26 protein-coding genes are annotated in these 25,422 nt (G+C 60.5%); 15 read left to right on the forward strand and 11 right to left on the reverse strand.

Going from position 1 to position 25,422, the window contains the following annotated elements:
- Nucleotides 1–108 precede the first annotated feature (108 nt).
- Nucleotides 109–1,704 (forward strand): glycoside hydrolase family 17 protein, encoded by a 1,596-nt coding sequence (locus tag AC0IXA_RS06340; RefSeq protein ID WP_471812223.1) that lies wholly within the window; start codon nt 109–111, stop codon nt 1,702–1,704.
- Nucleotides 1,705–1,798: 94 nt separating this feature from the next.
- Here the strand turns inward: AC0IXA_RS06340 and AC0IXA_RS06345 are convergent, their stop codons facing one another.
- Entirely contained in the window at nt 1,799–2,167 is a 369-nt protein-coding gene (locus AC0IXA_RS06345) for a hypothetical protein (RefSeq protein ID WP_471812225.1), read from the reverse strand.
- A 224-nt stretch (nt 2,168–2,391) separates the two neighbouring features.
- Here AC0IXA_RS06345 and AC0IXA_RS06350 point away from each other — a divergent pair, with 224 nt between their 5' ends.
- Both AC0IXA_RS06350 and AC0IXA_RS06355 read left to right on the forward strand, forming a co-directional pair.
- Entirely contained in the window at nt 2,392–3,690 is a 1,299-nt protein-coding gene (locus AC0IXA_RS06350) for a serine protein kinase PrkA (RefSeq protein ID WP_016771020.1), read from the forward strand.
- Nucleotides 3,683–4,471 carry an MlaA family lipoprotein gene (locus AC0IXA_RS06355; protein ID WP_024012144.1) on the forward strand — a complete coding sequence of 263 codons (789 nt, stop codon included), beginning with the start codon at nt 3,683–3,685 and terminating at the stop codon, nt 4,469–4,471. The genes AC0IXA_RS06350 and AC0IXA_RS06355 overlap by 8 nt, the downstream gene beginning before the upstream one ends.
- A 127-nt stretch (nt 4,472–4,598) precedes the next feature.
- Here AC0IXA_RS06355 and AC0IXA_RS06360 read toward each other — a convergent pair whose 3' ends face one another.
- Complete coding sequence (locus AC0IXA_RS06360; RefSeq protein ID WP_217863983.1) at nt 4,599–5,513, reverse strand: DUF808 domain-containing protein; 915 nt, start codon at nt 5,511–5,513, stop codon at nt 4,599–4,601.
- A 135-nt stretch (nt 5,514–5,648) separates the two neighbouring features.
- Between AC0IXA_RS06360 and AC0IXA_RS06365 the strand changes: the two genes are divergently transcribed.
- The gene (locus AC0IXA_RS06365; protein ID WP_041479604.1) at nt 5,649–6,257 is read left to right on the forward strand and encodes a TetR/AcrR family transcriptional regulator; all 609 of its coding nucleotides are present in this window, start codon (nt 5,649–5,651) and stop codon (nt 6,255–6,257) included.
- Between the two features lie 102 nt (nt 6,258–6,359).
- On the opposite strand, the gene AC0IXA_RS06370 is transcribed toward AC0IXA_RS06365, so the two are convergent.
- Entirely contained in the window at nt 6,360–6,818 is a 459-nt protein-coding gene (locus AC0IXA_RS06370) for an REP-associated tyrosine transposase (RefSeq protein WP_471812227.1), read from the reverse strand.
- Between the two features lie 212 nt (nt 6,819–7,030).
- Nucleotides 7,031–7,471: a GlcG/HbpS family heme-binding protein gene (locus AC0IXA_RS06375; protein ID WP_130887157.1), complete on the reverse strand. Its 441-nt coding sequence runs from the start codon at nt 7,469–7,471 to the stop codon at nt 7,031–7,033.
- 268 nt (nt 7,472–7,739) lie between these two features.
- Here AC0IXA_RS06375 and gcl point away from each other — a divergent pair, with 268 nt between their 5' ends.
- The 9 genes from gcl to AC0IXA_RS06420 all read left to right on the forward strand — a co-directional run bounded on the left by gcl (nt 7,740) and on the right by AC0IXA_RS06420 (nt 18,806).
- Nucleotides 7,740–9,515 carry a glyoxylate carboligase gene (gene gcl, locus AC0IXA_RS06380; protein WP_016771026.1) on the forward strand — a complete coding sequence of 592 codons (1,776 nt, stop codon included), beginning with the start codon at nt 7,740–7,742 and terminating at the stop codon, nt 9,513–9,515.
- A 209-nt stretch (nt 9,516–9,724) separates the two neighbouring features.
- Nucleotides 9,725–10,507, forward strand: coding sequence for a hydroxypyruvate isomerase (gene hyi / locus AC0IXA_RS06385; RefSeq protein ID WP_110601128.1), 783 nt, complete (start codon nt 9,725–9,727; stop codon nt 10,505–10,507).
- Nucleotides 10,508–10,626: 119 nt separating this feature from the next.
- Nucleotides 10,627–11,520, forward strand: a complete 894-nt coding sequence (locus tag AC0IXA_RS06390) for a 2-hydroxy-3-oxopropionate reductase (protein WP_016771028.1) — start codon at nt 10,627–10,629, stop codon at nt 11,518–11,520.
- 154 nt (nt 11,521–11,674) lie between these two features.
- Complete coding sequence (locus tag AC0IXA_RS06395) at nt 11,675–12,949, forward strand: glycerate kinase type-2 family protein (RefSeq protein ID WP_471812230.1); 1,275 nt, start codon at nt 11,675–11,677, stop codon at nt 12,947–12,949.
- The gene (gene pyk / locus AC0IXA_RS06400) at nt 12,946–14,361 is read left to right on the forward strand and encodes a pyruvate kinase (RefSeq protein WP_471812232.1); all 1,416 of its coding nucleotides are present in this window, start codon (nt 12,946–12,948) and stop codon (nt 14,359–14,361) included. The genes AC0IXA_RS06395 and pyk overlap by 4 nt, the downstream gene beginning before the upstream one ends.
- A gap of 143 nt (nt 14,362–14,504) precedes the next feature.
- Nucleotides 14,505–15,419: an urea transporter gene (locus AC0IXA_RS06405; RefSeq protein ID WP_471812234.1), complete on the forward strand. Its 915-nt coding sequence runs from the start codon at nt 14,505–14,507 to the stop codon at nt 15,417–15,419.
- A 21-nt stretch (nt 15,420–15,440) separates the two neighbouring features.
- Entirely contained in the window at nt 15,441–16,265 is an 825-nt protein-coding gene (locus AC0IXA_RS06410; RefSeq protein WP_024012136.1) for an ion transporter, read from the forward strand.
- A gap of 176 nt (nt 16,266–16,441) precedes the next feature.
- Nucleotides 16,442–17,440 carry a sulfate ABC transporter substrate-binding protein gene (locus AC0IXA_RS06415; RefSeq protein WP_056783861.1) on the forward strand — a complete coding sequence of 333 codons (999 nt, stop codon included), beginning with the start codon at nt 16,442–16,444 and terminating at the stop codon, nt 17,438–17,440.
- 166 nt (nt 17,441–17,606) lie between these two features.
- A complete protein-coding gene (locus AC0IXA_RS06420) occupies nt 17,607–18,806 on the forward strand; it encodes an MFS transporter (RefSeq protein ID WP_471812237.1) in 1,200 nt (399 codons plus the stop codon).
- 112 nt (nt 18,807–18,918) lie between these two features.
- Here the strand turns inward: AC0IXA_RS06420 and AC0IXA_RS06425 are convergent, their stop codons facing one another.
- Nucleotides 18,919–19,323 (reverse strand): type II toxin-antitoxin system HicB family antitoxin, encoded by a 405-nt coding sequence (locus AC0IXA_RS06425; protein ID WP_016771035.1) that lies wholly within the window; start codon nt 19,321–19,323, stop codon nt 18,919–18,921.
- A complete protein-coding gene (locus tag AC0IXA_RS06430; RefSeq protein WP_341638796.1) occupies nt 19,323–19,535 on the reverse strand; it encodes a type II toxin-antitoxin system HicA family toxin in 213 nt (70 codons plus the stop codon). Before AC0IXA_RS06430 ends, AC0IXA_RS06425 begins: the two co-directional genes overlap by 1 nt.
- A 183-nt stretch (nt 19,536–19,718) precedes the next feature.
- Here AC0IXA_RS06430 and AC0IXA_RS06435 point away from each other — a divergent pair, with 183 nt between their 5' ends.
- Together AC0IXA_RS06435 and AC0IXA_RS06440 are read left to right on the forward strand one after the other, a co-directional pair.
- Nucleotides 19,719–20,186 carry a helix-turn-helix domain-containing protein gene (locus tag AC0IXA_RS06435; protein ID WP_095180734.1) on the forward strand — a complete coding sequence of 156 codons (468 nt, stop codon included), beginning with the start codon at nt 19,719–19,721 and terminating at the stop codon, nt 20,184–20,186.
- Complete coding sequence (locus AC0IXA_RS06440) at nt 20,183–20,758, forward strand: PIN domain-containing protein (RefSeq protein WP_038860473.1); 576 nt, start codon at nt 20,183–20,185, stop codon at nt 20,756–20,758. Before AC0IXA_RS06435 ends, AC0IXA_RS06440 begins: the two co-directional genes overlap by 4 nt.
- Nucleotides 20,759–20,804: 46 nt before the next feature.
- Here AC0IXA_RS06440 and AC0IXA_RS06445 read toward each other — a convergent pair whose 3' ends face one another.
- From AC0IXA_RS06445 to AC0IXA_RS06465, 5 genes are read right to left on the reverse strand one after another with little or no spacing between them, the layout of a single operon-like run.
- The gene (locus tag AC0IXA_RS06445) at nt 20,805–21,209 is read right to left on the reverse strand and encodes a hypothetical protein (RefSeq protein WP_130911965.1); all 405 of its coding nucleotides are present in this window, start codon (nt 21,207–21,209) and stop codon (nt 20,805–20,807) included.
- A gap of 25 nt (nt 21,210–21,234) precedes the next feature.
- A complete protein-coding gene (gene ccmI / locus AC0IXA_RS06450; protein WP_471812240.1) occupies nt 21,235–22,434 on the reverse strand; it encodes a c-type cytochrome biogenesis protein CcmI in 1,200 nt (399 codons plus the stop codon).
- Nucleotides 22,431–22,901, reverse strand: a complete 471-nt coding sequence (locus AC0IXA_RS06455; RefSeq protein ID WP_016771041.1) for a cytochrome c-type biogenesis protein — start codon at nt 22,899–22,901, stop codon at nt 22,431–22,433. The genes ccmI and AC0IXA_RS06455 overlap by 4 nt, the downstream gene beginning before the upstream one ends.
- Nucleotides 22,898–23,434: a DsbE family thiol:disulfide interchange protein gene (locus AC0IXA_RS06460; protein ID WP_024012128.1), complete on the reverse strand. Its 537-nt coding sequence runs from the start codon at nt 23,432–23,434 to the stop codon at nt 22,898–22,900. The genes AC0IXA_RS06455 and AC0IXA_RS06460 overlap by 4 nt, the downstream gene beginning before the upstream one ends.
- A complete protein-coding gene (locus tag AC0IXA_RS06465; RefSeq protein ID WP_471812243.1) occupies nt 23,431–25,419 on the reverse strand; it encodes a heme lyase CcmF/NrfE family subunit in 1,989 nt (662 codons plus the stop codon). Before AC0IXA_RS06465 ends, AC0IXA_RS06460 begins: the two co-directional genes overlap by 4 nt.
- Nucleotides 25,420–25,422: the final 3 nt, after the last annotated feature.

Consider the following 25,422-nt stretch of genomic DNA (forward strand, 5'->3'; position numbering starts at 1 on the left):
GCGAGAAACGACATCAGAAAGCCATTAATCAAGCGCGATTAATTGACGCCAGACAATCCGCCCGAACTTTGCATGTACAACGCCTGCGAGCCACCTGCCCTTCTATAAATGCAGGTAACATGCGTCGCTTTGCAGCCACTCGGCCTGACCATGTCCGCAACGTCCCGATTTCCTTTTCTGCCTTATCTGTTCGCCTGCCTGCTCGGGCTCCTGGCCCTTGGCGGCTTCTGGTATGGCCTCGGCCAACCGGTGATCCTGCCGGACGCCGCGACGCCGACGCACAAGTTGCAATGCGCCTCCTACACACCGTTCGACAAAGACCAATCGCCGTTCGACGTGCCGTTCAAATTGCGCCCCGAGCGCATGGACGCCGACCTCGCGCTGCTGGCGACGCGCTTTGAATGCATCCGCACCTACTCGATGACCGGCCTCGACGCCCTGCCCGATCTGGCGCGCAAGCACGGTCTGAAGTTGATGATCGGCGCCTGGGTCAACAGCAACCCGGTCGACACCGAGCAGGAAGTCGAGCTGCTGATCAAATCGGCCAATGCCAACCCCGACGTGGTTACAGCGGTGATCGTCGGCAACGAAGCGCTGCTGCGCAAAGAGGTCACCGGCGCGCAACTGGCCCGGCTGATCAACAAGGTAAAAAGCCAGGTCAAACAGCCTGTCACCTATGCCGATGTCTGGGAATTCTGGCTCAAGCACCCGGAAATCGCCCCGGCCGTGGACTTTCTGACCATTCACTTGCTGCCGTACTGGGAAGACGATCCGTCGAACATCGACGTGGCGCTGCGGCATGTGGCGGATGTGCGTCAGGTGTTCGGCAACAAATTCGCGCCCAAAGACGTGATGATTGGCGAAACCGGCTGGCCGAGCGAAGGCCGCCAGCGCGATACCGCCGTACCGAGCCGGGTCAACGAGGCAAAATTCATTCGTGGCTTTGTGGCGATGGCCGAGCAGGAAGGCTGGCGTTACAACCTGATCGAAGCCTTCGACCAACCGTGGAAGCGCGGCAGTGAAGGTGCGGTCGGCGGCTATTGGGGGCTGTTCGATGCCGATCGACAGGACAAGGGCGTGCTCGCCGGGCCGGTGAGCAATGTGCCGTACTGGAAAGAGTGGCTGGCGGTCGGCGGATTGATTTTCCTTGGCACGCTGATGCTTGGTGGACGCGTGCGCAGCAAACGTTCGGCGCTTGTCCTGCCACTGCTGGGCGCCGTCGCTGCTTGCTCGATTGGCGCCTGGGGCGATCTGGCTCGATTGACCACACGATTTGCCGGTGAATGGCTGTGGGTCGGACTGCTGACCGGGTTGAATCTATTGGTCCTTGCGCATGCCGCGCTGACGCTAAGCGCACGCACAGGTTGGCGCGCGCGAGCCTTCGATTTCCTCGAACGGCGCGCCGGCTGGCTGGTCGTGGCGGCCGGTTTTGCCGCGGCGGTGATGATGCTGGAGATGGTCTTCGATCCGCGTTATCGCAGTTTCGCCAGCATGGCGTTCGTCCTGCCGGCGTTGGTCTACCTGTGCCGCCCGGTGAGCGTGCCGCGTCGGGAGATTGCTCTGCTGACCTTTATCATCGGCGCCGGGATTGCACCGCAGTTGTATCAGGAAGGGATGCTGAATCAGCAGGCGTGGGGTTGGGCGCTGGTCAGTGGACTGATGGTGGTGGCGTTGTGGCGCTGCCTGCGGGTTCGCAGAGGCTGAGCAAGAGCAAGATCAAAAGATCGCAGCCTTCGGCAGCTCCTACAGGTGTACGGCATGCCACTGTAGGAGCTGCCGAAGGCTGCGATCTCTTCTGTCACGCGCTGCGTGAGGATCTGACCAGGCGCAACCCGGCAATCACCACCGCAAACACCGCCAACGTCGTGTTGTACAACGCCAGCGCCGGCAGGCCGAACACCAGCGCCAGCACCGCCAGCCACCACCCTGCCCGTCCCGGCACGACAAACGCCAATACCGCCGCGCCCACCGCTGCCCAGCCCAACACCTTGAAATGAATCATCAGCCCCAGATTCGCACGCACCACGCATTGCCAACGACTGGCCTCGTCAACGCAGATGCCCACCCACTGCCCGTCTTCCATGAAGCCATAGCGCGCGGCATAACTGGCGGCCAGCCACAGCGGCAACAAAACAAGCAGCACAATCACGGGCAAGCGGCGGGACATGGAGCACTCCAATCTGCGGAAATCGGCGGCCAGCTTAATCTGCCGACCGGCATTCGCAAGCACTAACAACTGTTAACTGTTCAGCAAGCCCTCGCAACGTGTATCGTCCAGCTACTATTACCCCGAATTCCGCCTGTTTGGTGCCGCAGCATGGCACTTTGGCGCACGGCCGGTGGTCATAGCCTGCGAACTTCAATCGGCACCTTCCTCTAAGGGATCTAGTCATGCTCCGTTCCTTGCGCTTCGCCGCGCTGTTCAGCGGCCTTATCTTGAGTGCGTCCGCGCTGGCGGTGGATATCGACGCCGCCAGCTATGGCTACCCGCTGACCAACCCGTTCGAGGCGACGATCGCCACGACACCGCCGGATCTGCGTCCGGAGTTGCCGCTGGACGACGACATCAATCAAACGGACCGCAGCCTCACCCTGCGCCCGGAGCGTGAATTCCAGCTGCCGGACAATTTCTGGGCAGTCAAGAAGCTCACTTACCGCATCGCCACGCAGGACAAGCCGGCGCCGCTGATCTTCCTGATCGCCGGCACCGGCGCGCGCTTTGACAGCACGCTCAACGAATACCTGAAAAAGCTGTATTACAAGGCCGGCTACCATGTCGTGCAGTTGTCGTCGCCGACCAGCTTCGACTTCATCAGCGCTGCCTCGCGTTTCGCCACCCCGGGCGTGACCAAGGAAGATGCCGAAGACATGTATCGGGTGATGCAGGCCGTGCGGGCGCAGAACCCGAAACTGCCGGTCACCGAGTACTATCTGACCGGTTACAGCCTCGGCGCCCTTGATGCTGCATTCGTCGCGCATCTGGACGAGACGCGCCGCAGCTTCAATTTCAAGAAAGTCCTGTTGCTGAACCCGCCGGTCAACCTCTATACCTCGGTGACCAACCTCGACAAGCTGGTACAGACCGAGGTGAAAGGCATCAACAACAGCACCACGTTCTACGAACTGGTACTGAGCAAGCTGACCCGCTACTTCCAACAGAAAGGCTACATCGACCTCAACGATGCGCTGCTGTATGACTTCCAGCAGTCCAAGCAGCACCTGACCAATGAGCAGATGGCCATGCTGATTGGCACGTCGTTCCGCTTCTCGGCAGCCGACATTGCCTACACCTCGGACCTGGTCAACCGTCGCGGTCTGATTACCCCGCCGAAATTCCCGATCACCGAAGGCACCAGCCTCACGCCGTTCCTCAAGCGTGCGCTGCAATGCGACTTCGACTGCTACATCACCGAGCAGGTCATTCCGATGTGGCGCGCGCGCACTGACGGCGGCAGCCTGCTGCAACTGATCGATCAGGTCAGCCTGTATGCGCTCAAGGATTACCTGCACGACAGCCCGAAAATCGCCGTCATGCACAACGCCGACGACGTCATCCTCGGCCCTGGCGACCTGGGCTTCCTGCGTAAAACCTTCGGTGATCGCCTGACCGTTTATCCACTGGGCGGCCACTGCGGCAACCTTAACTATCGCGTCAACAGCGACGCCATGCTGGAGTTCTTCCGTGGCTAAATATCTCCTGCTGATTGCAGCGTTCCTCTGTGCAGGCGTGGCCCAGGCCGACAACAGTAAAGCCGACGCACCGGTGGTGGTCGACAGCGACGGCTTCAAGGAACCGCTGACCAAACTCAAGTTCAACCCGGGCCTGGACCAGCGCGAGTTCGAACGTTCGACGCTCAACGCGCTGAACGTCTATGACCCGCTGGAATCGTGGAACCGCCGGGTCTACCACTTCAACTATCGCTTCGACCAGTGGGTGTTCCTGCCGGTAGTCGATGGCTATCGCTACATCACGCCAAGCTTTGTGCGTACCGGGGTGAGCAACTTCTTCAACAACATTGGTGACGTGCCGAACCTGGTCAACAGCCTGTTGCAGTTCAAGGGCCAGCGCTCGATGGAAACCACCGCGCGCCTGCTGCTCAACACCACGATCGGCATCGCCGGCCTGTGGGACCCGGCCACCGCCATGGGCCTGCCACGTCAGAACGAAGACTTCGGTCAGACCCTGGGCTTCTATGGGGTACCGGGCGGCGCCTACTTCGTACTGCCGATCTTCGGCCCGTCGAACATCCGCGACACCGCAGGTCTGGCCGTGGATTACACCGCCGACACTGCGATCAACTTCCTCAACGTCGCCGAAGTCAGCTCGAATCATCCGGAAGTCTGGGCCTTGCGTGCGATCGACAAGCGCTACCAGACCAGCTTCCGCTATGGTCAGATGAACTCGCCGTTCGAGTACGAGAAAGTGCGGTACGTCTACACCGAGGCGCGCAAGTTGCAGATCGCCGAGTAAATCGGCTGCCGCAAAACACTGTGGGAGCGAGCCTGCTCGCGAACGCGGAGTTTCAGTCAACATCGATATTGACTGAACTACCGCATTCGCGAGCAGGCTCGCTCCCACATTTGTTATGTGTTGCTGATTAACCCTTCAGCGCTTTCCAGAGCCTGCCTACGACCGAAACCACCGCCAACACCGCTGCGCCAGCAATAATCCCCGCAACACCATTGAGCAGCATCGGCACGGCGAACCCGGCGCTCCCTGCCGCTGCGCCGACGCCTTCAATCCAGTGATGCAGCACCGGCACGCCATGGGTGAGGATGCCGCCGCCGACCAGGAACATCGCCGCCGTGCCGACCACCGACAGGGTTTTCATCATGTACGGCGCGGCGCTGAGAATGCCGCCGCCGATCTTTTTCGCCATCTGCCCGGGCTTCTGTGTCAGCCACAGCCCCAGATCGTCGAGTTTGACGATGCCCGCCACCAAACCGTAAACGCCGACGGTCATAACGATGGCGATGCCGGACATGACCACCACTTGCTGCGTCAGCGAGGCATCTGCCACGGTGCCAAGGGTGATCGCAATGATTTCTGCCGAGAGAATGAAGTCAGTGCGGATCGCGCCTTTGATCTTGTCCTTTTCGTAAGCCACCAGATCGGTGGCCGGATCGGCCACTGCTTCGGTCAACTGCGTGTGCTCTGCCTCGTCTTCCTCTTTGCTGTGCAGAAACTTGTGCGCGAGCTTCTCGAAACCCTCGAAGCACAGGTACGCGCCGCCGACCATCAACAGCGGCGTCACCAGCCACGGTACGAAAGCGCTGATCGCCAATGCCGACGGCACGAGGATCAGCTTGTTGACGAACGAGCCCTTGGCCACCGCCCAGACCACGGGAATTTCCCGCTCGGCGCGCACGCCCGAAACCTGCTGGGCATTGAGCGCCAGATCATCACCGAGCACCCCGGCGGTCTTCTTCGCGGCCATCTTGGTCATCAATGCAACGTCATCCAGAACGGTGGCGATGTCATCGATCAGCACCAGCAAACTGCTTCCTGCCATGAATCCTGTTTCCTTCTGTGTATGAATGTTGCCAAGCATAACGCGACCGCCGGCCACAGGCTGCATTGTTGAGCGCCGCTCAAGGCCGGTGCTACCATGCGCCACCGCCAGAACAGGCAAGGAACCACCGGGTTTATGAGCACAATCCGCGAGCGTAACAAAGAACTGATCCTGCGCGCCGCCAGCGAAGAGTTTGCCGACAAGGGCTTCGCGGCGACCAAAACCAGCGACATCGCCGCCAAGGCGGGATTGCCCAAGCCCAACGTCTACTACTACTTCAAATCCAAGGAAAACCTCTACCGCGAGGTGCTGGAAAGCATCATCGAGCCGATTCTGCAGGCCTCGACCCCGTTCAACCCGGACGGCGTGCCGAGCGAGGTGCTGAGCGGCTACATCCGCTCGAAGATCCGCATCTCCCGCGACCTGCCCTACGCCTCCAAGGTGTTCGCCAGCGAAATCATGCACGGCGCCCCGCACCTGAGCGCCGACCTGGTCGAGCAGCTCAACGCCCAGGCCAAGCACAACATCGCCTGCATCCAGAGCTGGATCGACCGCGGCCAGATCGCCCCGATCGACCCCAACCACCTGATGTTCAGCATCTGGGCTGCGACCCAGACCTACGCCGACTTCGACTGGCAGATTTCCGCAGTGACCGGGAAGGACAAGCTTGATGAAGCCGATTATGAAGCGGCGGCGCAGACGATTATCCGGTTGGTGTTGAAGGGGTGTGAGCCGGATCGGTGAGATCGGGGGAACCGCTTCGCGAGCAGGCTCGCTCCCACATTTGGAATGCATTCTCCTGTGGGAGCGAGCCTGCTCGCGAATAGCCGCACCGCAGACCTCAACTCATAACCAGATCGAATCCCACAACGGATAGTCGCCAAGGCTTTTGACCAGCCATGCCCGCAATGGATTGGCAATGACATACCGCGTCATCTTCACCAGATTCTCCTCTTTACGCAGTGCACGGTCATGGAAGCCAGGTTGCCAAAGGCTGGTCTTTCGACCGGTCGAAAGCTTTACCGCTTTGGTGCTGAGGGATTTGGTTCGCTGCATCAATCCGCCGAGCGAGCCACTCTTCAATTCAATCAGCCAGTGAAAATGATCTGGCATTTCGACCCAAGCCAGAGAATTGGCCAATCCCGTTTCCTCAGCTGCCCGGAATTGGCTTACAAGCATTCTGCCAAGGAAGAAATCGCTGAATACGGGTTCTCTCCCGGCGGTATTGGCGGTCAGAAGGTAAATGCGGTTGTGTTCTGAATAGCGTCCGATGCGCAAGCGATGTGAAGCAGATAAACCCGGCATTCCGTTGCCTTCTCATAGGTTGATCATGAGAAGGCTAGCCGTGGAGATGGCAAAGGGAGCGTCAGACTTTTAGCAAGATGTGTAGCGCAGATCCTATTCGCGAGCAGGCTCGCTCCCACAGGGGCTTTCGAACACTCGAACATTTTGTGTCCAACCCAAACTCAATGTGGGAGCGAGCCTGCTCGCGAAAGCGGTTATTCAGACACTGACATTCAAACAGCCACCCCACCATCCGCCCTCAAATCCAGCGCCTCCACGGCTTTAATTGCCACCTGCTCATCCACGTCCGACAAATCCCCACTGATCCCGATCGCGCCCAGCACTTCACCCGCCTGGTTGCGAATCAGCACGCCACCCGGTGCCGGCACTACGCTGCCCTGCCCCATGCTGTTCAACGAAGAAAAAAACGCCGGGCGTTGTTGGGCGTCCTGGGCGAGCAGGCGGGAGCCTTTACCCAAGGCGATGGCGCCCCAGGCTTTGCCGATGGCGATGTCGGGGCGCAGCAGGCTGGCGCCGTCTTCGCGTTGCAGGGCGATCAGGTGGCCGCCGTTATCGAGTACCGCGATGGTCAGCGGTGCGGCGTTGATGCCGCGTCCTGCGTTGATGGCTTCGCTGACCAGGTTGACTGCGACTTTCAAGGTTAAAGCGCTCATGGTGCCGTCCTCATTTTGTTATAGGGAAAGTCGTGGGACTGCGCGTTTGTGCCGCAGTCCGATGACACAAATAGAACACAATGGGTTATTTTTTTGTATACAATAATTCTCGAAAAGCGCCACATGCGACGAAAAGCCACAGCACAGCGGGCTTCCGACGAATGAAACAGGCGCTTGAGAAAATGGATTGACCTGCGCCGTCCGCCGTGAATACACTCTGCGCAAAGCCACTTGTATACAATTACAAAACGTAAAGAGGCACAAAACCATGAGCAAAATGAGAGCAATCGAAGCCGCCGTTCTGGTGATGCGCCGCGAAGGGGTTGATACCGCTTTTGGCATCCCGGGCGCAGCGATCAACCCGCTGTACTCCGCCTTGCAGAAGGTTGGTGGCATCGATCACGTCCTTGCTCGCCACGTTGAAGGCGCCTCGCACATGGCCGAGGGCTACACCCGCACCAAGGCCGGCAATATCGGCGTGTGCATCGGCACGTCCGGCCCGGCCGGCACCGATATGGTCACCGGGCTCTACAGCGCCTCGGCCGACTCGATTCCAATCCTCTGCATTACCGGTCAGGCACCCCGCGCCCGTATGCACAAGGAAGATTTCCAGGCTGTCGACATCACCAGCATCGTCAAGCCAGTGACCAAGTGGGCAACCACGGTTCTGGAGCCGGGCCAGGTGCCTTACGCGTTCCAGAAAGCCTTTTATGAAATGCGCTCCGGCCGTCCAGGCCCTGTACTGATCGACCTGCCGTTCGACGTGCAGATGGCCGAAATCGAATTCGACATCGACGCTTACCAACCGCTGCCATTGGCCAAGCCGACTGCGACCCGCGTTCAGGTTGAAAAAGCTTTGGCTTTGCTGGATCAGGCTGAGCGCCCACTGCTGGTGGCCGGCGGCGGCATCATCAACGCCGACGCCAGCGATCTGCTGGTTGAATTCGCTGAGCTGACCGGCATCCCGGTGATCCCGACGCTGATGGGCTGGGGCACCATCCCTGACGATCACCCGCTGATGGTCGGCATGGTCGGTCTGCAGACTTCGCACCGTTACGGCAACGCGACGATGCTCAAATCCGACGTAGTGCTGGGCATTGGTAACCGTTGGGCCAACCGCCACACCGGTTCGGTTGACGTGTACACCGAAGGTCGCAAATTCATTCACGTCGACATCGAAGGCACGCAGATCGGCCGCGTGTTCACCCCGGACTTGGGCATCGTTTCCGACGCCGCCGCAGCACTGACCGTGTTCATTGAAGTCGCCCGTGAATGGCAAGCCGCCGGCAAGCTGAAAAACCGCAGCGCCTGGCTGCAGGATTGCCAGCAGCGCAAGGCCAGCCTGCATCGCAAGACCCACTTCGACAACGTGCCGGTCAAGCCGCAGCGCGTTTATGAAGAAATGAACCAGGTGTTCGGCAAGGACACCTGCTACGTCAGCACCATTGGTCTGTCGCAGATTGCCGGCGCGCAGTTCCTGCACGTCTACAAGCCGCGTCACTGGATCAACTGCGGCCAGGCAGGCCCGTTGGGCTGGACCATTCCGGCGGCGCTGGGCGTGGTGAAGGCCGATCCGAACCGCAAAGTCGTGGCCCTGTCGGGGGACTATGATTTCCAGTTCATGATCGAAGAACTGGCGGTCGGCGCTCAGTTCAAACTGCCTTACATCCACGTCGTGGTGAACAACTCGTACCTGGGTCTGATCCGTCAAGCCCAGCGCGGGTTCGAAATGGACTACTGCGTACAGCTGTCCTTCGATAACCTCAACGCGCCGGAACTCAACGGTTACGGGGTTGACCACATCGCAGTCGCCGAAGGCCTCGGCTGCAAGGCGCTGCGTGTGTTCGAACCGTCGGAAATCGCCCCTGCGCTGCGCAAGGCCGAACAGATGATCGAAGAGTTCAAGGTGCCGGTGATCGTCGAGATCATTCTGGAGCGTGTGACCAACATCTCCATGGGTACCGAGATCAACGCGGTCAACGAGTTCGAAGACCTGGCACTGGTCGGCAATGACGCGCCGACGGCGATTTCGATGTTGGATTAACTGCTGACTGCTCTCCCTGCGGGAGCGAGCCTGTGTGGTGAGGGGATTTATCCCCGTTAGGGCGCGAAGCGGCCTCAAAACCTGAAACCGCGGCGTATCAGGTACACCGCATACAATGGTTTATGACTGCTTCGCAGCCGAACGGGGATAAATCCCCTCGCCACAGCTCGCTCCCACAGGGGACCTCACAAGATTTACGGGAGACCACCATGCCGCGTTTCGCAGCCAACCTGTCCATGCTGTTCACCGAACAGGATTTCCTTGCCCGTTTCGACGCCGCCGCCAAGGCCGGTTTCAGTGGCGTGGAATACCTGTTCCCGTACGACTTCAGCTCGGCTGAAATCAAGGCAAAACTCGAGGCCAACGGGCTGACCCAAGTGCTGTTCAACCTGCCGGCCGGTGACTGGGCCAAGGGCGAGCGCGGTATTGCCTGCCTGCCGGATCGGGTCGAAGAGTTCCGCGCCGGGGTCGATCTGGCGATCGCTTACGCACAAGTGCTGGGCAACACCCAGGTCAACTGCCTGGCCGGCATCCGCCCGCAAGGCGTTGACGATGCCACCGTGGAAAAGACCTTCGTCGCCAACCTCAAATACGCCGCCGACAAGCTGCAAGCGGTGGGCATCAAACTGGTGATGGAAGCGATCAACACCCGTGACATTCCCGGTTTCTACCTGAACAACACGGCGCAAGCCCTGTCGATTCGCGAACAGGTCGGCAGCGCCAATCTGTTCCTGCAATACGACATCTATCACATGCAAATCATGGAAGGCGATCTGGCCCGCACCCTGCAATCGCACCTGGGCGAGATCAACCATGTGCAGCTCGCGGACAACCCGGGGCGCAACGAGCCGGGCACCGGTGAGATCAACTACCGCTTCCTGTTCGAACACCTTGACCGCATCGGTTATCAGGGTTGGGTCGGTTGCGAGTACAAACCGCTGACCACCACCGAAGCGGGCTTGGACTGGTTGAAATCACACAACGCAATCTGATTGACCACGCATTGCAAAAAATCTGGGGCAGCTGCGCTGCCCAACGGGGATAAATCCCCTCGCCACAAAAGCTCACCAGCCATGGGTTGGGGGCACGACAAAAACAAGAGGATTTTCTCATGGCTAAAATCGGATTCATCGGCACCGGCATCATGGGCCACCCAATGGCGGCGAACCTGCAGAAAGCCGGTCACAGCCTGTTCCTGTCGCAACACCACGACGCGGCCCCGGCCGATCTGGTCGCCGCTGGCGCCGTCGCCCTGGCCAACCCGCGCGAAGTGGCGCAGGAAGCCGAATTCATCATCGTCATGGTTCCGGATACCCCACAGGTCGATGACGTACTGTTCCGCGCCGACGGTGTTGCCGCCGGTATCGGCAAAGGCAAAGTGGTCATCGACATGAGCTCGATTTCGCCGACCGCGACCAAAGCCTTCGCCGCCAAGATCAACGAGAAAGGCGCGCAGTACCTCGACGCGCCAGTGTCCGGCGGTGAAGTCGGCGCCAAGGCCGCCACCCTGAGCATCATGGTCGGTGGCGACGCCGATGCCTTCGAACGCGCCCTGCCGCTGTTCCAGGCCATGGGCAAGAACATCACCCTGGTCGGCGGTAATGGCGACGGCCAGACCGCCAAAGTGGCGAACCAGATCATCGTCGCGCTGAACATTCAGGCTGTCGCTGAAGCCCTGCTGTTCGCTTCGAAAAACGGTGCCGACCCGGCCAAGGTGCGTGAAGCGCTGATGGGCGGTTTCGCCTCTTCGAAGATCCTCGAAGTGCACGGCGAGCGCATGATCAAAGGCACCTTCGACCCGGGCTTCCGCATCAGCCTGCACCAGAAGGACCTGAACCTGGCCCTGCAAGGCGCCAAGGAACTGAACATCAACCTGCCGAACACCGCCAATGCCCAGCAGGTATTCAGCACCTGCGCGGCCATCGGTGGCAGCAACTGGGACCATTCGGCGCTGATCAAGGGCCTTGAGCACATGGCCAATTTCTCGATTCGCGACAATAAATAAAGCCTGCACAAAACCCTGTGGGAGCGAGCCTGCTCGCGAAAGCGGCTTCACATTCAACATCCATGTTGGCTGACATACCGCGTTCGCGAGCAGGCTCGCTCCCACAAGGGTTCCGAGTTGCCCTTTCGAATAACAAGAATTCCGGGAGCCCGCCATGTCGGTCGATCCGCAACAACTGCTGCGCGAGCTGTTTGCCACAGCCATCGACGCGGCCCATCCGAACCAAGTCCTCGAAGCCCATTTACCTGCCGATCGCACGGGGCGGGTGATCGTCATCGGTGCCGGCAAAGCCGCTGCTGCCATGGCGCAAGTGGTCGAGCGCTGCTGGGAGGGTGAAGTCACCGGCCTGGTGGTGACCCGCTACGACCACGGCGCTCCGTGCGAAAAAATCGAAGTGGTCGAAGCCGCACACCCGGTGCCGGATGCGGCGGGTCTGGCCGTGGCCAAACGTGTGCTGGAGCTGGTCAGCAACCTGACCGAAGACGACCGCGTGATCTTCCTGCTCTCCGGCGGCGGCTCTGCCCTGCTCGCCTTGCCGGCCGAAGGCATCACCCTCGCTGACAAGCAGTCGATCAACAAAGCCCTGCTCAAATCCGGCGCAACCATCGGGGAGATGAACTGCGTGCGCAAGCACCTCTCGGCGATCAAGGGCGGGCGTCTCGGCAAGGCCTGCTGGCCGGCGACGGTTTACACCTATGCGATTTCCGATGTACCGGGCGACCTCGCCACCGTCATTGCCTCCGGCCCGACCGTGGCCGACCCGAGCACTTCCGCCGAAGCGCTGGCGATCATCAAGCGCTACGGCATCGACATTCCCGCCTCCGTGCGTACCTGGCTGCAAAGTCCGGAATCGGAGACGGTCAAACCCGGCGACCCAAGCCTGGCGCGCAGTCATTTCCAGTTGATCGCCCGCCCGCAGCAATCGCTGGACGCGGCGGCGGTGAAATGCCGTCAGGCCGGTTTCAGCACCTTGATTCTCGGCGACCTCGAAGGCGAATCCCGTGAAGTGGCGAAAGTCCACGCCGGCATCGCCCGACAGATCATCCACCACGGCCAGCCACTGGCGGCGCCCTGCGTGATTCTCTCCGGCGGTGAAACCACGGTAACCGTGCGCGGCAATGGCCGTGGCGGACGCAATGCCGAATTCCTCCTCAGCCTGACCGACAGCCTCAAGGGCCAGCCCGGCGTCTACGCGCTGGCCGGCGACACCGATGGCATCGACGGCTCGGAAGACAACGCCGGCGCAATCATGACCCCGGACAGCTACGCCCGCGCCGCCGCACTGGGTCTGAGCGCCAGCGACGAGCTGGACAACAACAACGGCTACGGCTACTTCCAGGCGCTCAATGCGCTGATCGTCACCGAGCCGACCCGCACTAACGTCAACGACTTCCGCGCCATTCTGATCCTTGAGAACTGCAAATCATGACGCCTGATAAAAAGGTCAAAATCCTCGCCACCCTCGGCCCTGCCGTCGACGGTATCGACGACATCCGCGAGCTGGTCGAGGCCGGGGTCAACATCTTCCGCCTGAACTTCAGCCACGGCGATCACGCCGACCACGCCAAGCGCTATCAGTGGATCCGCGAAGTCGAGCGCCAGCTCAACTACCCGCTGGGCATTCTGATGGATCTGCAGGGGCCGAAACTGCGCGTCGGCAAGTTCGCTGATGGCAAGGTGCAGCTGCATCGCGGTCAGGCGTTCCGCCTCGATCTCGATGGGACAGCGGGCGATGAGCGCCGGGTCAACCTGCCGCATCCGGAGATCATTGCCGCGCTGGAAGCCGGCATGGATCTGCTGCTTGACGACGGCAAGCTGCGTCTGCGCGTGGTCACCAAGTACAACGATGCGATCGACACCAGCGTGCTCAACGGCGGCGAACTGTCTGATCGCAAAGGTGTGAACGTGCCGCAAGCGGTGCTCGACCTGAGCCCGCTGACCGCCAAGGATCGCCGCGATCTGAGCTTCGGCCTGGAATTGGGTGTGGACTGGGTCGCGTTGTCGTTCGTACAGCGCCCGCAGGACATTGTGGAAGCCCGCGCATTGATCGGCGACAAGGCGTTTCTGATGGCGAAAATCGAAAAGCCCTCGGCGGTCGAGCAATTGCGTGAGATTGCTGAGTTGAGCGACGCGATCATGGTCGCTCGCGGTGATCTCGGTGTGGAAGTGCCGGCGGAAAGCGTGCCGCAGATTCAGAAAAACATCATCAGCACCTGCCGTGCGCTGGGCAAACCGGTGGTGGTGGCGACGCAGATGCTCGAGTCGATGCGCTTCTCCCCTGCCCCGACCCGCGCCGAAGTCACCGACGTCGCCAACGCCGTGGCCGAAGGCGCCGATGCGGTGATGCTCTCGGCGGAAACCGCGTCCGGTGAGTACCCGCTGGAAGCCGTGCAGATGATGAGCAAGATCATCCGTCAGGTTGAAAACGGTCCGGATTATCAGACCCAGCTCGACGTCAGCCGTCCGAAAGCCGAGGCGACGGTTTCCGATGCGATCAGCTGCGCGATCCGCCGGATCAGCAACGTGCTGCCGGTGGCGGTGCTGGTCAATTACAGCGAGTCCGGCGCCTCGACGCTGCGCGCATCCCGGGAACGGCCGAAAGCGCCGATCCTCAATCTGACGCCGAACCTGCAAACCGCGCGGCGCTTGAGCGTGGCGTGGGGCATTCATTCGGTGGTCAACGATCGCCTGCGTCAGGTCGACGAAGTCTGCTCGACCGCACTGGAGATTGCTCAGGCGCAAGGCATGGCCGAGCGTGGCGACACGCTGCTGATCACCGCCGGCGTGCCGTTCGGGCAGCCGGGGTCGACCAATTCACTGCGGATCGAGACGTTGATTTAGCGCTTGTACCGGCCTCTTCGCGAGCAGGCTCGCTCCCACATTGGTTCTGTGTCGATCACAGAACCGAGACTGGACGCAGATCCATGTGGGAGCGAGCTTGCTCGCGAAGCAGGCACCTCGGTTTTCCTGACTTCAGAACTGCCATGCCTGCCAATCACTTCAACACCCACTGCCCCGACTGGGCCGAGGCTTTGCTCAACGGTTTCAGTCAGATTTTCTTCCAGCGCCATCCGCTGTGCGGCCTGCTGTGTCTGTTGGCGATTCTGCTGACGGCGCCGGTGCTGTTCGCCGGGGCTCTGCTCGGTGGCGTTGCCGGTCTGCTCACCGCGCAGCGGCGCAACTACGCCAAGGCCGATCGCCAGGCTGGTCTGTTCAGCTACAACGGCGTGCTGCTCGGTCTGCTGCTGAGCCTGTATTTCCCTTGGTCACCGCTGCTGCCGCCGTTGATTCTTGCAGCGGGCGGCTTGAGCGCGATGCTCACTCAGCAATGGCTCAAACACGTGTACCGCAGTCGTGCCATACCAGCGTATACCTCGCCGTTCGTGGCGATCAGCTGGGTGCTGCTGATGTTCGCCGAACCGTCCGCGCCGATGGCATCGCCCGACCTGAACACGACAAATCTGCTGGCCGCTGAACTGCGCGGATTTGGCCAGGTGATGTTTCTCGACCATCCATTGGCCGGGGCGTTGATCGCCAGCGGTTTGCTGCTCGCCGATCGCCGTGCGTTCTGCTGGGCGCTGCTGGCGTCGGCGATCGGCCTGGGCTCGAGTCTGCTGCACCACGAAACGTCCGCCGCGCTGCTTGGGCTCGGTGGCTACAACGCCGTACTCGCCGCCCTCGCCTTCAGCGCTCAGCGACAAAATCCGTGGCTGCCGCTGCTCGCCATTGTCCTGGCGCTGCTGGTGACGCCGCTGTTTGCTGCCCTTGGATTGGCGACGCTGACCGCGCCGTTCATCCTCGCCTGCTGGTTGATTCGTACCGGCATTCAAATGCTTGGCAAAGCGTCGCTCGCGCATGAGTCTTGCGCTCACGAGGAGAATCACCCTAGGCTGCGCTGATCTTCGATTCAGGCGTTATCCATGGACAGCAGCAACAATTGGCGCGAACGGCTTTACGTCATGATTTTCCAGAGCGACACCCCGGCCGGGCGTCGCTTCGACGGCATCCTGCTGGTGATCATCCTCGCCAGCCTGGTGATCGTGATGCTCGACAGTATCGACAGCATTCACCGTAATTACGCCGACGTTCTGGCCTATATCGAGTGGGGCTTCACGGCGATTTTCCTCGGCGAGTACATCCTGCGTCTGTACTGCTCGCCCAAGCCACTGCGCTATGCCTTCAGCTTTTATGGCCTGGTAGATCTGCTGGCGATCGTGCCGGGCATCCTTGCGCTGTACTACAGCGATGCGCAGTATCTGCTGATCATCCGCATCATTCGGATGCTGCGGATTTTCCGCGTGCTCAAGCTCAGCCCGTATCTCAAGCAAGCCAACTATCTGATGTCGGCGCTGCGTGGCAGCAAGCAGAAAATCGTCGTGTTTCTGGTCAGCGTGTGCACGCTGGTGACAGTGTTCGGCACGCTGATGTACGTGATCGAAGGCCCGGAACATGGCTTCACCAGTATTCCCAAGGGCATCTATTGGGCGATCGTGACCTTGACCACTGTCGGCTTCGGCGACATCGTGCCCAAGACGCCGCTGGGCCAGGTGATTTCCTCGCTGGTGATGATTACCGGTTATTCGATCATCGCTGTGCCCACGGGGATTTTCACCGCTGAGCTGGCCAACGCCATGCGCGGCGAACAGCTGCAACATGACTGCCCAGGCTGCCAGAAAAAGAGCCATGAACAGAGCGCAGCGTTCTGTTCGCGCTGCGGCAGTCAGCTGTTCAAGAAAGTGGAATAAGCACAGAGCTTTTTAATCTTTAAGCGACTATGCGAGGCCCGTTATAGTCGCTGGCAATTGAACATCACCCCCTTGTAGGAGCTGCCGAAGGCTGCGAACTTTTTGACTTTGTTTTCAAGATCAAAAGATCGCAGCCTTCGGCAGCTCCTACATCGATAACCAACAAGGAATGCGCAGTGAAAAAACTCTTTGGCGCCTCACTTCTCGCCGCCGGCCTGGCCTTGGCCAACATTGCCCAGGCAGCACCGACGCTGCTCAACGTTTCCTACGACGTGATGCGCGATTTCTACAAGGACTACAACACTGCGTTCCAGAAGCACTGGCAAGCCGAGCACAACGAAAACATCACCGTGCAGATGTCCTTCGGCGGCTCGAGCAAGCAGGCGCGTTCGGTGATCGACGGCCTGCCGGCTGACGTCATTACCATGAACATGGCCACCGACATCAACGCCCTCGCCGACAACGGCAAACTGGTCCCGGACAATTGGGTCACGCGCCTGCCGAACAACAGCGCGCCGTTTACCTCGGCCACGGTGTTCATCGTCCGCAAGGGCAACCCGAAAGCTTTGAAAGACTGGCCGGACCTGCTCAAGGATGGCGTGCAGGTGATCGTGCCCAACCCGAAAACTTCCGGTAATGGCCGCTACACCTACCTGTCAGCCTGGGGCTATGTGCTGAAAAACGGTGGTGACGAGAACAAGGCCAAGGACTTCGTCGGCAAGCTGTTCAAGCAGGCGCCGGTGCTCGACACCGGTGGCCGCGCCGCCACCACCACGTTCATGACCAACCAGATCGGCGACGTACTGGTGACCTTTGAAAACGAAGCGGAAATGATCGCTCGCGAGTTCGGTCGCGATCAGTTCGAAGTGATCTACCCGACCGTCTCCGCAGAAGCCGAGCCACCGGTTTCGGTGGTCGATAAAGTGGTCGACAAGAAAGGCTCGCGCGCTGCGGCTGATGAGTATCTGAAGTACCTGTGGTCGCCGGAAGGTCAGGAAATAGCGGCGGCCAACTACCTGCGCCCGCGTGACCCGGCGGTGCTGGCGAAGTACACCGACCGTTTCCCGAAAGTCGATTTCCTTTCCGTGGAGAAGACCTTTGGTGACTGGCGCACGGTGCAGAAAACCCACTTCAATGATGGTGGCGTGTTTGATCAGATTTACAGCGGGCAGTAAGGCTTGATCTGAAAAATCAAAAGGCGACCCACCGGGTCGCCTTTTTGTTGCGCGGCAATACCGGTCATTACACGGCGTAATAACAGTTATCATCCTAAAACGTCTTCTGCCAGTCCACGTTGTCCATTAGCCTCAGCGCTTTCATGTGCCCGACCCGAGATCCCCTATGACCACCACTCCTCACGCAATGACCCGAGGCATGGTCCTGCTGTTCGCGTTCTGCTGCGGCGCCATTGTTGCCAACATCTACTATGCACAACCGATTATTGGCCTGATCGCGCCGGACATCGGCCTCTCCGACACCATGGCCAGTTTCATCGTCTCGCTGACGCAGATCGGTTACGCGTTGGGCCTGTTCTTTCTGGTGCCGCTGGGGGATCTGCTGGAAAACCGGCGGCTGATGATCATCACCACGGTCGTGGCAATTGCCAGCCTGCTTGGCGCAGCGTTTACCGAGCAGCCGAACGTATTTCTGCTGATCTCGCTGCTGGTCGGCTTCAGCTCGGTGTCGGTGCAGATCCTGATTCCGCTGGCCGCGCATCTGGCGCCGGAAGAATCCCGTGGCCGCGTGGTGGGGGGGATCATGGGCGGTTTGCTGCTGGGTATTCTGTTGGCGAGACCGGTGTCGAGTGTGGTCGCCGATCACCTCGGCTGGCGCGCCATGTTCATGATCGCCGCAGCGTTGATGGCGGCGATCAGCATAGTGCTGGCGCTGACCGTACCCAAGCGCCAGCCGGATCACAGCGCCACCTATGGCCAGTTGATCGGTTCGCTATGGACACTTCTGCGCCAGCAACCGGTGCTGCGTCAGCGGGCGTTTTATCAGGGCTGCATGTTCGCCACGTTCAGCCTGTTCTGGACCGCCGTGCCGCTGGAGCTGGCACGCAACCATGGCCTGTCGCAAAGCGAAATTGCGATCTTCGCCCTTGTCGGCGCGATCGGTGCCATCGCCGCGCCAATCAGCGGCCGCCTCGCTGATGCCGGCCACACACGCATCGCCTCGTTGCTGGCCATGCTGTTCGCCAGCCTGAGCTTTCTCCCTGCCTTCATCCACCCGGCCTACAGCGTCATCGGCCTGGCCGTAACCGGCGTGGTGCTGGACTTCTGCGTGCAGATGAACATGGTCCTCGGCCAACGCGCGGTGTACTCGCTGGACGCGAAAAGTCGTGGCCGTTTGAACGCGCTGTACATGACCAGCATCTTCATCGGCGGCGCCTTCGGCTCGTCGGTCGCCAGCGCGGTGTACGAGCATGGCGGCTGGTTGTGGATCGTGATTGTCGGCAGCGTGTTTCCGCTGTTGGCGTTGGTGCGGTTTCTGAGTGTTTCGCAAAACGCTGCGTTGGCGCAGCGAAAAGTCGCGTCCTGACGCGATGTCATAGTGGGAGCGAGCCTGCTCGCGAAGGCGGTGTGTCAGCCACAGATGAGTGCCTGACCTGACGCCTTCGCGAGCAGCCTCGCTCCCACAATTGGACGTACCTTCAATACCGAACCAGTTTCTCCATCGCCGCATCCGCCAGAAACGAGGAGCGGCTTTTGACGTTGTGCTCGCGTACATAGCGATCAATACGCTGAATCACATAGCCGGGCAGCGTAACGTTGACCTTTTCGGTCTTGCCCAGGTACGGCGAGATATCCAGCTCCAGCATGCCCCAGCCCATCTCGGCAAAATCCGGATGATTGCGATGCGCCGCTGCCGAGGTCGGCATCGGAATCGCCTGACCCGCCGCCGCGATCTCCTGCAGCATGAGGTGAGCCACTTCCACGGCCGCGTTGTAGGCCTCCTCAAAGCTGTCCCCGGCCGTAACTGCGCCGGGAATATCGGGGATCTGAATGCCGATGGCAGTGTTCTCGTCACCCCACTCGATGCAGATGGGATATTGCATTACGGATCTCCTTCATGACGGGTTGGCGGGCTGAATAACCCCGCGCGCCGCCGAATGCTTTTGACTGTCCCCAGCGGTAAATCCTTTTTCGGAAGCGGGACGGCAATCGTGTTCGGGTTGTAACGATGAGTGAAGATGTGATGACTGCCCGCAACCCGATCCAGCGTCCAGCCCGCCTCCTCCAGCTCCTTCATCAATAGCCTGCTCTGCACCAACCGCCTCCTTGGCCTGGCCCATTAAAAGTAACTCTAGAGTTATCTTTACTCAAGCACAGAATGGGGCGGAGTGATGGTTGGTTGTTTTACAAAGTATTCCTGCAACAGTTTCGTTTATTGCGAATTTCGTTTGATTCGAATAACGTCCACAGATCTTCCTTACAATGCTGGAACAGTCTTATGACCACCGCTACTCCATCTGCCATCAATCTGCCCGTCGAACGTGAGGTCAAAGCCGCGATTGAAGGCCAGCGCGCCCTGACCGCATTTCTCGCAAGCGGTTTTGAAACTCAGCGAATCCAGATTTTTGATGAACAGAACGAAGCCCACAGCGTCGAGCTGCCAACATCGGCGTTGCGCTTGCTGAGCGATATCCTCGCGGCGCTGGCGCAGGGCAACGCTGTGAAGGTGGTACCGATCCACGCGGAGCTGACCACGCAGGAAGCTGCCGATCTGCTCAACGTCTCACGTCCGCACATGATCAAACTGCTGGAGAGCGGTGAGATTTCCTACCACAAAACAGGCAAGCACCGACGTGTGCGTTTTGCCGATCTGATGGAATATAAAACCCGGCGAGACACCGCCAGCGAGCAGGCAATGATGCTTCTCGCGGAGCAGGCACAGGCGCTAAGGACAGGATACGAGTGAGGCATTCCTCTTTCACTGCTGTATACGATGCATGCGTTTTATATCCGGCCCCTTTAAGAGATTTCCTGATGTGGCTCGCGTTGTCAGGGCTGTATCGGGCTCGCTGGACTCAGGAAATACACCACGAATGGAAGCGTAATTTATTGAAAAACAGGTCCGACCTGACCCTCGAACAACTCGATCGCACATCACAATTGATGGACCTGGCCATTCCAGACGCGTGTATCGATGGCTATGAAGACCTGGTGTCAGGCCTGACACTGCCTGATGAGAACGACCGCCATGTTCTAGCGGCCGCAATCCGATGCGGTGCCGATGTAATAGTGACGTTCAACCTGAAAGATTTCCCCACCCGTCACCTCGCGCCATACGGCATTGAAGCTCAGCACCCGGATGAGTTTGTGGAAAACCTTTTCCATCTTGATTCGGCTGCCGTCGTCGCTGCGGCTCAAAGCCAGCGACGGCAATTGAAAACGCCCAGTGTGGAGGTGGACAAATATCTTGGCTTTCTCCAACGGCAAGGATTGGTCGAGTCGGTAAAGGCGTTAGGTAACTATCGTGCGATTCTCTGAAAATCAGACGCAAAAAAAACGACGATCCCAAGATCGCCGTTTCTCATCACTGCCCGAACTTCTTGCCCAACCCCGGCGGGACGCCGTGGATGTTGGTGTCTTCCCACGGGCCGTTGGGGCTGACCGAGCGGCTCCAGCCGTTGTTCCAGCGGTAGTAGGTGCGCTGGCGGTAGAAGGTGTTGGTCTGGTCGTCGAGCACGTAGACGCCGAGCTTCTGGTCCCAGTGGCTGTTGCCGCCCGGTGGCGGGGCGAAGCTGGCCGAGGTACGGGGCACGGGCTTGGCGGGTTTGGCCGGGATGGTTTTGCCGGGGGTCGGCGAGGTCGACGGAGTTGGACTTGGCTGGGACGGCGGGATCGGCGGCAGGCTGGTGGTCGGTTCCGGGCGTTGTACCGCACATGCACTCAAGCCCAGGGCCAGTGTGAGGACTGTGATGCGGGCGATGGTGTGCATGGCGGTGCTTTCCTGTTGGATCCGGTTATTTGTCCGGGCTGTCGATAGTCAGTTTTTGTGGCGCGGTGGTGCTGCTGGCCAGTGGGCCGCTGCGACCGATCCACTCACCGGAGGTCGGTTGACCGGCCCGTGAGATGCGCGCAACCAGTTGGACTTCAGGGAAGTTGGACAGTTTCAACTGCGGCATCATTGCGTCGGCATCGCCCAGTTCGACGGTCACCGGCAGGTCAGCCACGGTCAGACGTTTGGCCGCCAGCGGCGCCGGTGGGCCAGAAGTGGCGCGGGCGAAGATGAACACGCTGTCGCCCGGTTGCACCTTGCCTTTGAGTTCGCTGGCCAGATCCACGCTGACTTTCAGTAACGCAGCTTTCGGCGCCGCTGCCTGGGCAACCTGGCCACCGCTGGCTGTCAGGCGTTCGGCGGCACGCTCAATGCCGCCTTGCAGCGCAGCGCGAGAGTTGTCATCCGGCGGCAGTTGCGCGAGCAGGCGATTCCAGTAGTCGATGGCCTCCTGATAACGCTCACCTTCGAACGCGGCGATGCCGAGCAGACCGAGGCTGGTGACTTCTTTCGGATCAGCCTTCAGCGCTTCATCGGTCAGTTTCTGAATCTGCTCCGACCACTTTTTACCATCAGCAAAATACTGCGCCTGCGCCCATTGGCCGAGCAGCTCCGGCTGGCGACCAGCGAGGTTGGCGGCGCGTTCGAACATCTTCGCCGCGTCTGCCGGGCGGTCCTGAGCCATGTAGGTACGGCCGAGGAAATACAGACCTTCAGCGGAATCCGGTTGTGCGGCGACCGCACGTTCCAGACGCTGGGTCATCTCTTCCATCGACTGCGGTGCCTGAGCGAATTCGCGGGTCAGTTCGACCTTGTCGGCGGCGCCGAAATGCAGGTACAGACCGAGGCCCAGCACCGGTACCAGCACGGCGGCCAGCAGCGGCAACGGTTTACCCAGACGCGAGACACGCGGCGCGGCGGCGCCTTCGGTGTCGGCGAGCAGTTCACGCGCAGCTTCCGCGCGGCCGCTGTCCAGTTGCGCGGCGTCGAGCACGCCCTCGGCCTGCTGCGCTTGCAGCTCGGCCACCCGTTCCTGGTACAGCGCGACGTTCAACGCGGTGCGATCTTCTTCCCGCTGGGCGCGGCGTTCGCGCAGCACCGGGATCAGCAGAAAACTCAGGGCGACCAGAAGCAACAGCCCTGCGGCGAGCCAGAAATCAATCATTCTTGGTTTTTATCCAACAGTTGGTCGAGGCGCTGACGTTCTTCGGCAGACAGCGATGACGGCGTTTCGGCGCGTTGCCCGCGACGCCTGCGCACGATCAGCGCGATCACCACGAAACCACCGAGCAGCAGCCCGGCCGGGCCGAACCACAGCAGCGCGGTCTTGGCATTGAGCGCCGGTTTGTAGCGGACGAAATCACCGTAGCGATCGACCATGAAGTCGATGATCTGCTGATTGTCCTTGCCCTCGCCGAGCATGCGGAAAATCTCCTTGCGCAGGTCGGCGGCGATGGGTGCGTTGGAGTCGGCAATGTCCTGGTTCTGGCATTTGGGGCAGCGCAGTTCCTTGGTCAGTTCGCGGAAACGCTCGCGGTCGCCCTCTTTGGCAAATTCGTAGGTGTCGATGGCCGCATGGGCGACACCGGCCAGGCTCAAGCCCAACACCACTGCTGCGAGAAAACGCTTCATGGCTTGGCCTCATCGACCAGCGCCTGATACTTGGCCGCGAGTTTTTCGCGCCAGACCTGCTCGTCGATCACCCCGACGAACTTGTCGCGGATGATGCCTTTGGCGTCGATGAAGAAGGTTTCCGGCGCGCCGTAGACACCAAGATTCAAGCCCAGCGAACCCTCGTCGTCACGAATATCCAGCGCATACGGATTGTGAAACTCGGCCAGCCACTTCAAGGCGTCGGCATTGGTGTCCTTATAGTTGATGCCGTAGATCACCACGCCGCGCTCGGCGAGTTTGTTCAGCACCGGGTGCTCGACGCGGCAGGAGATGCACCAGGTGCCCCAGACATTGACCAGCGCCGGTTTGCCGAGAATGTCGGCCTTGGTCAGCGTCTTGTCACCCTGCACACTCGGCAGGGAAAACTCCGGGAACGGCTTGTCGATCATCGCCGACGGAAGCTCCGCCGGATCCAGATACAGCCCACGATAAAGAAACACCGCCACCAGCAAGAAAATCGCCAACGGCAACAACATCAACCAACGCCTCATGCCGCCGCTCCCGTCATGCCCAGCGCTTCGCGCACTTTGCTTTTCACCTTGACCCGATAACGCCGATCCAGCGCTGCCAGCAAACCACCCAATCCGGTGAGCAAGCCGCCGAACCAGATCCAGCGCACAAACGGTTTGACGTGTACGCGCACGGCCCAGGCGCCGTTATCCAGCGGCTCGCCGAGGGCGACGTAGAGATCGCGGGTGAAACCGGCATCGATGCCGGCTTCGGTCATCACCGAGTTCTGCACGATATACAGACGTTTTTCCGGGTGCAGCACGCTGATTTCCTCGCCGTCACGAATGACGCGGATGGTGCCTTTGTCCGAGGTGAAATTCGGCCCTTCGAAATGCTTGGCGCCTTCGAAGACGAACTGATAACCGGCCAGATCCATCGACTCGCCCGGTGCCAGACGCAGGTCGCGCTCGGCACTGTTCTGGCTCGACAACACCACGCCCAGCGCGCACACGGCGATGCCGAGGTGGGCGATCTGCATGCCCCAATAGCTGCGGGTCAGCGTCGGCAGACCTTTGATCAGGCCTTTGTGCCGAGTCTTGTCGAACAGATCGCGCACGCCGGCGAGCAACACCCACGCCGCCAGCAGGAACGTCGCGATCACTGCCCAGTTGAAATCGCCGTAAGCCACGCCGGCCACCACGGCCAGTGCAACGCTGCCGAGCAAGACCGGAGTGAGCATGCTCACCAGCCATTTCACCGGCGTGTCCTTCCAGCGCACGATCACGCCGATCGCCATCACCAGCATCAGCAACGCCATCAACGGGATGAACAGCGCATTGAAGTACGGCGGGCCGACCGACAGCTTGGCGCCGCTGATGGCATCAAGAATCAGCGGATACAACGTGCCAAGCAGGATCATCGATGCAGCGACGACCAGCACCAGGTTGTTGCCCAGCAGCAAAGTCTCACGCGACCACAGGTTGAAGCCAACCTGACTTTTCACCACCGGCGCACGCAGCGCAAACAGCGTCAGCGAACCGCCCACCACGAACAGCAGGAAAATCAGGATGAACACGCCGCGCTCAGGATCCGAGGCGAAGGCATGCACCGAAGTCAGCACGCCCGAACGTACGAGGAAGGTGCCGAGCAGGCTCAACGAAAACGCGGCGATCGCCAGCAACACCGTCCAGCTCTTGAACACGCCGCGTTTCTCGGTGACCGCCAGCGAGTGAATCAACGCGGTGCCGACCAGCCATGGCATGAACGAGGCGTTTTCCACCGGGTCCCAGAACCACCAGCCGCCCCAGCCGAGTTCGTAGTACGCCCACCACGAACCGAGGGTGATGCCGATGCCGAGGAAGGCCCAGGCGACGATGGTCCATGGCCGCGACCAGCGCGCCCATGCCGCATCGAGACGGCCGCCGAGCAGCGCGGCGATGGCAAATGCGAAGGCCACAGAGAAACCGACGTAACCCATGTACAGCATTGGCGGATGCACGATCAGGCCAATGTCTTGCAGCAACGGGTTGAGGTCGCGACCGTCGGCGGGAATCTGCGGCAGGATCCGCGAGAACGGGTTCGAGGTAAGAATCAGAAACAGCAGGAAACCGGTGCTGATCATGCCCATCACCGCCAGGACGCGGGCGAGCATGACTTGCGGCAACTGCCGGGAGAACACCGACACAGCGAAAGTCCAGCCGCCGAGGATCAACGCCCACAGCAGCAGCGAACCTTCGTGGGCGCCCCACACCGCGCTGAATTTGTAGTACCACGGCAGCGCGCTGTTGGAGTTCATCGCCACGTAGCCGACGGAGAAATCGTCGGTCATGAACGCGTAGGTCAGGCAGCCAAAGGCAAACAGCAGAAAGGCAAACTGGCCCCACGCCGCCGGTTGCGCCAGGCTCATCCACAAGCGGTCACCGCGCCACGCGCCGAGCATCGGCACCAGCGCTTGGACCAGTGCAAAACACAGGGCGAGGATCATTGCCAGATGGCCCAGCTCAGGAATAAACAGTGCGGCGGCCATCGA

The organism is Pseudomonas sp. AC083 (assembly GCF_979253165.1).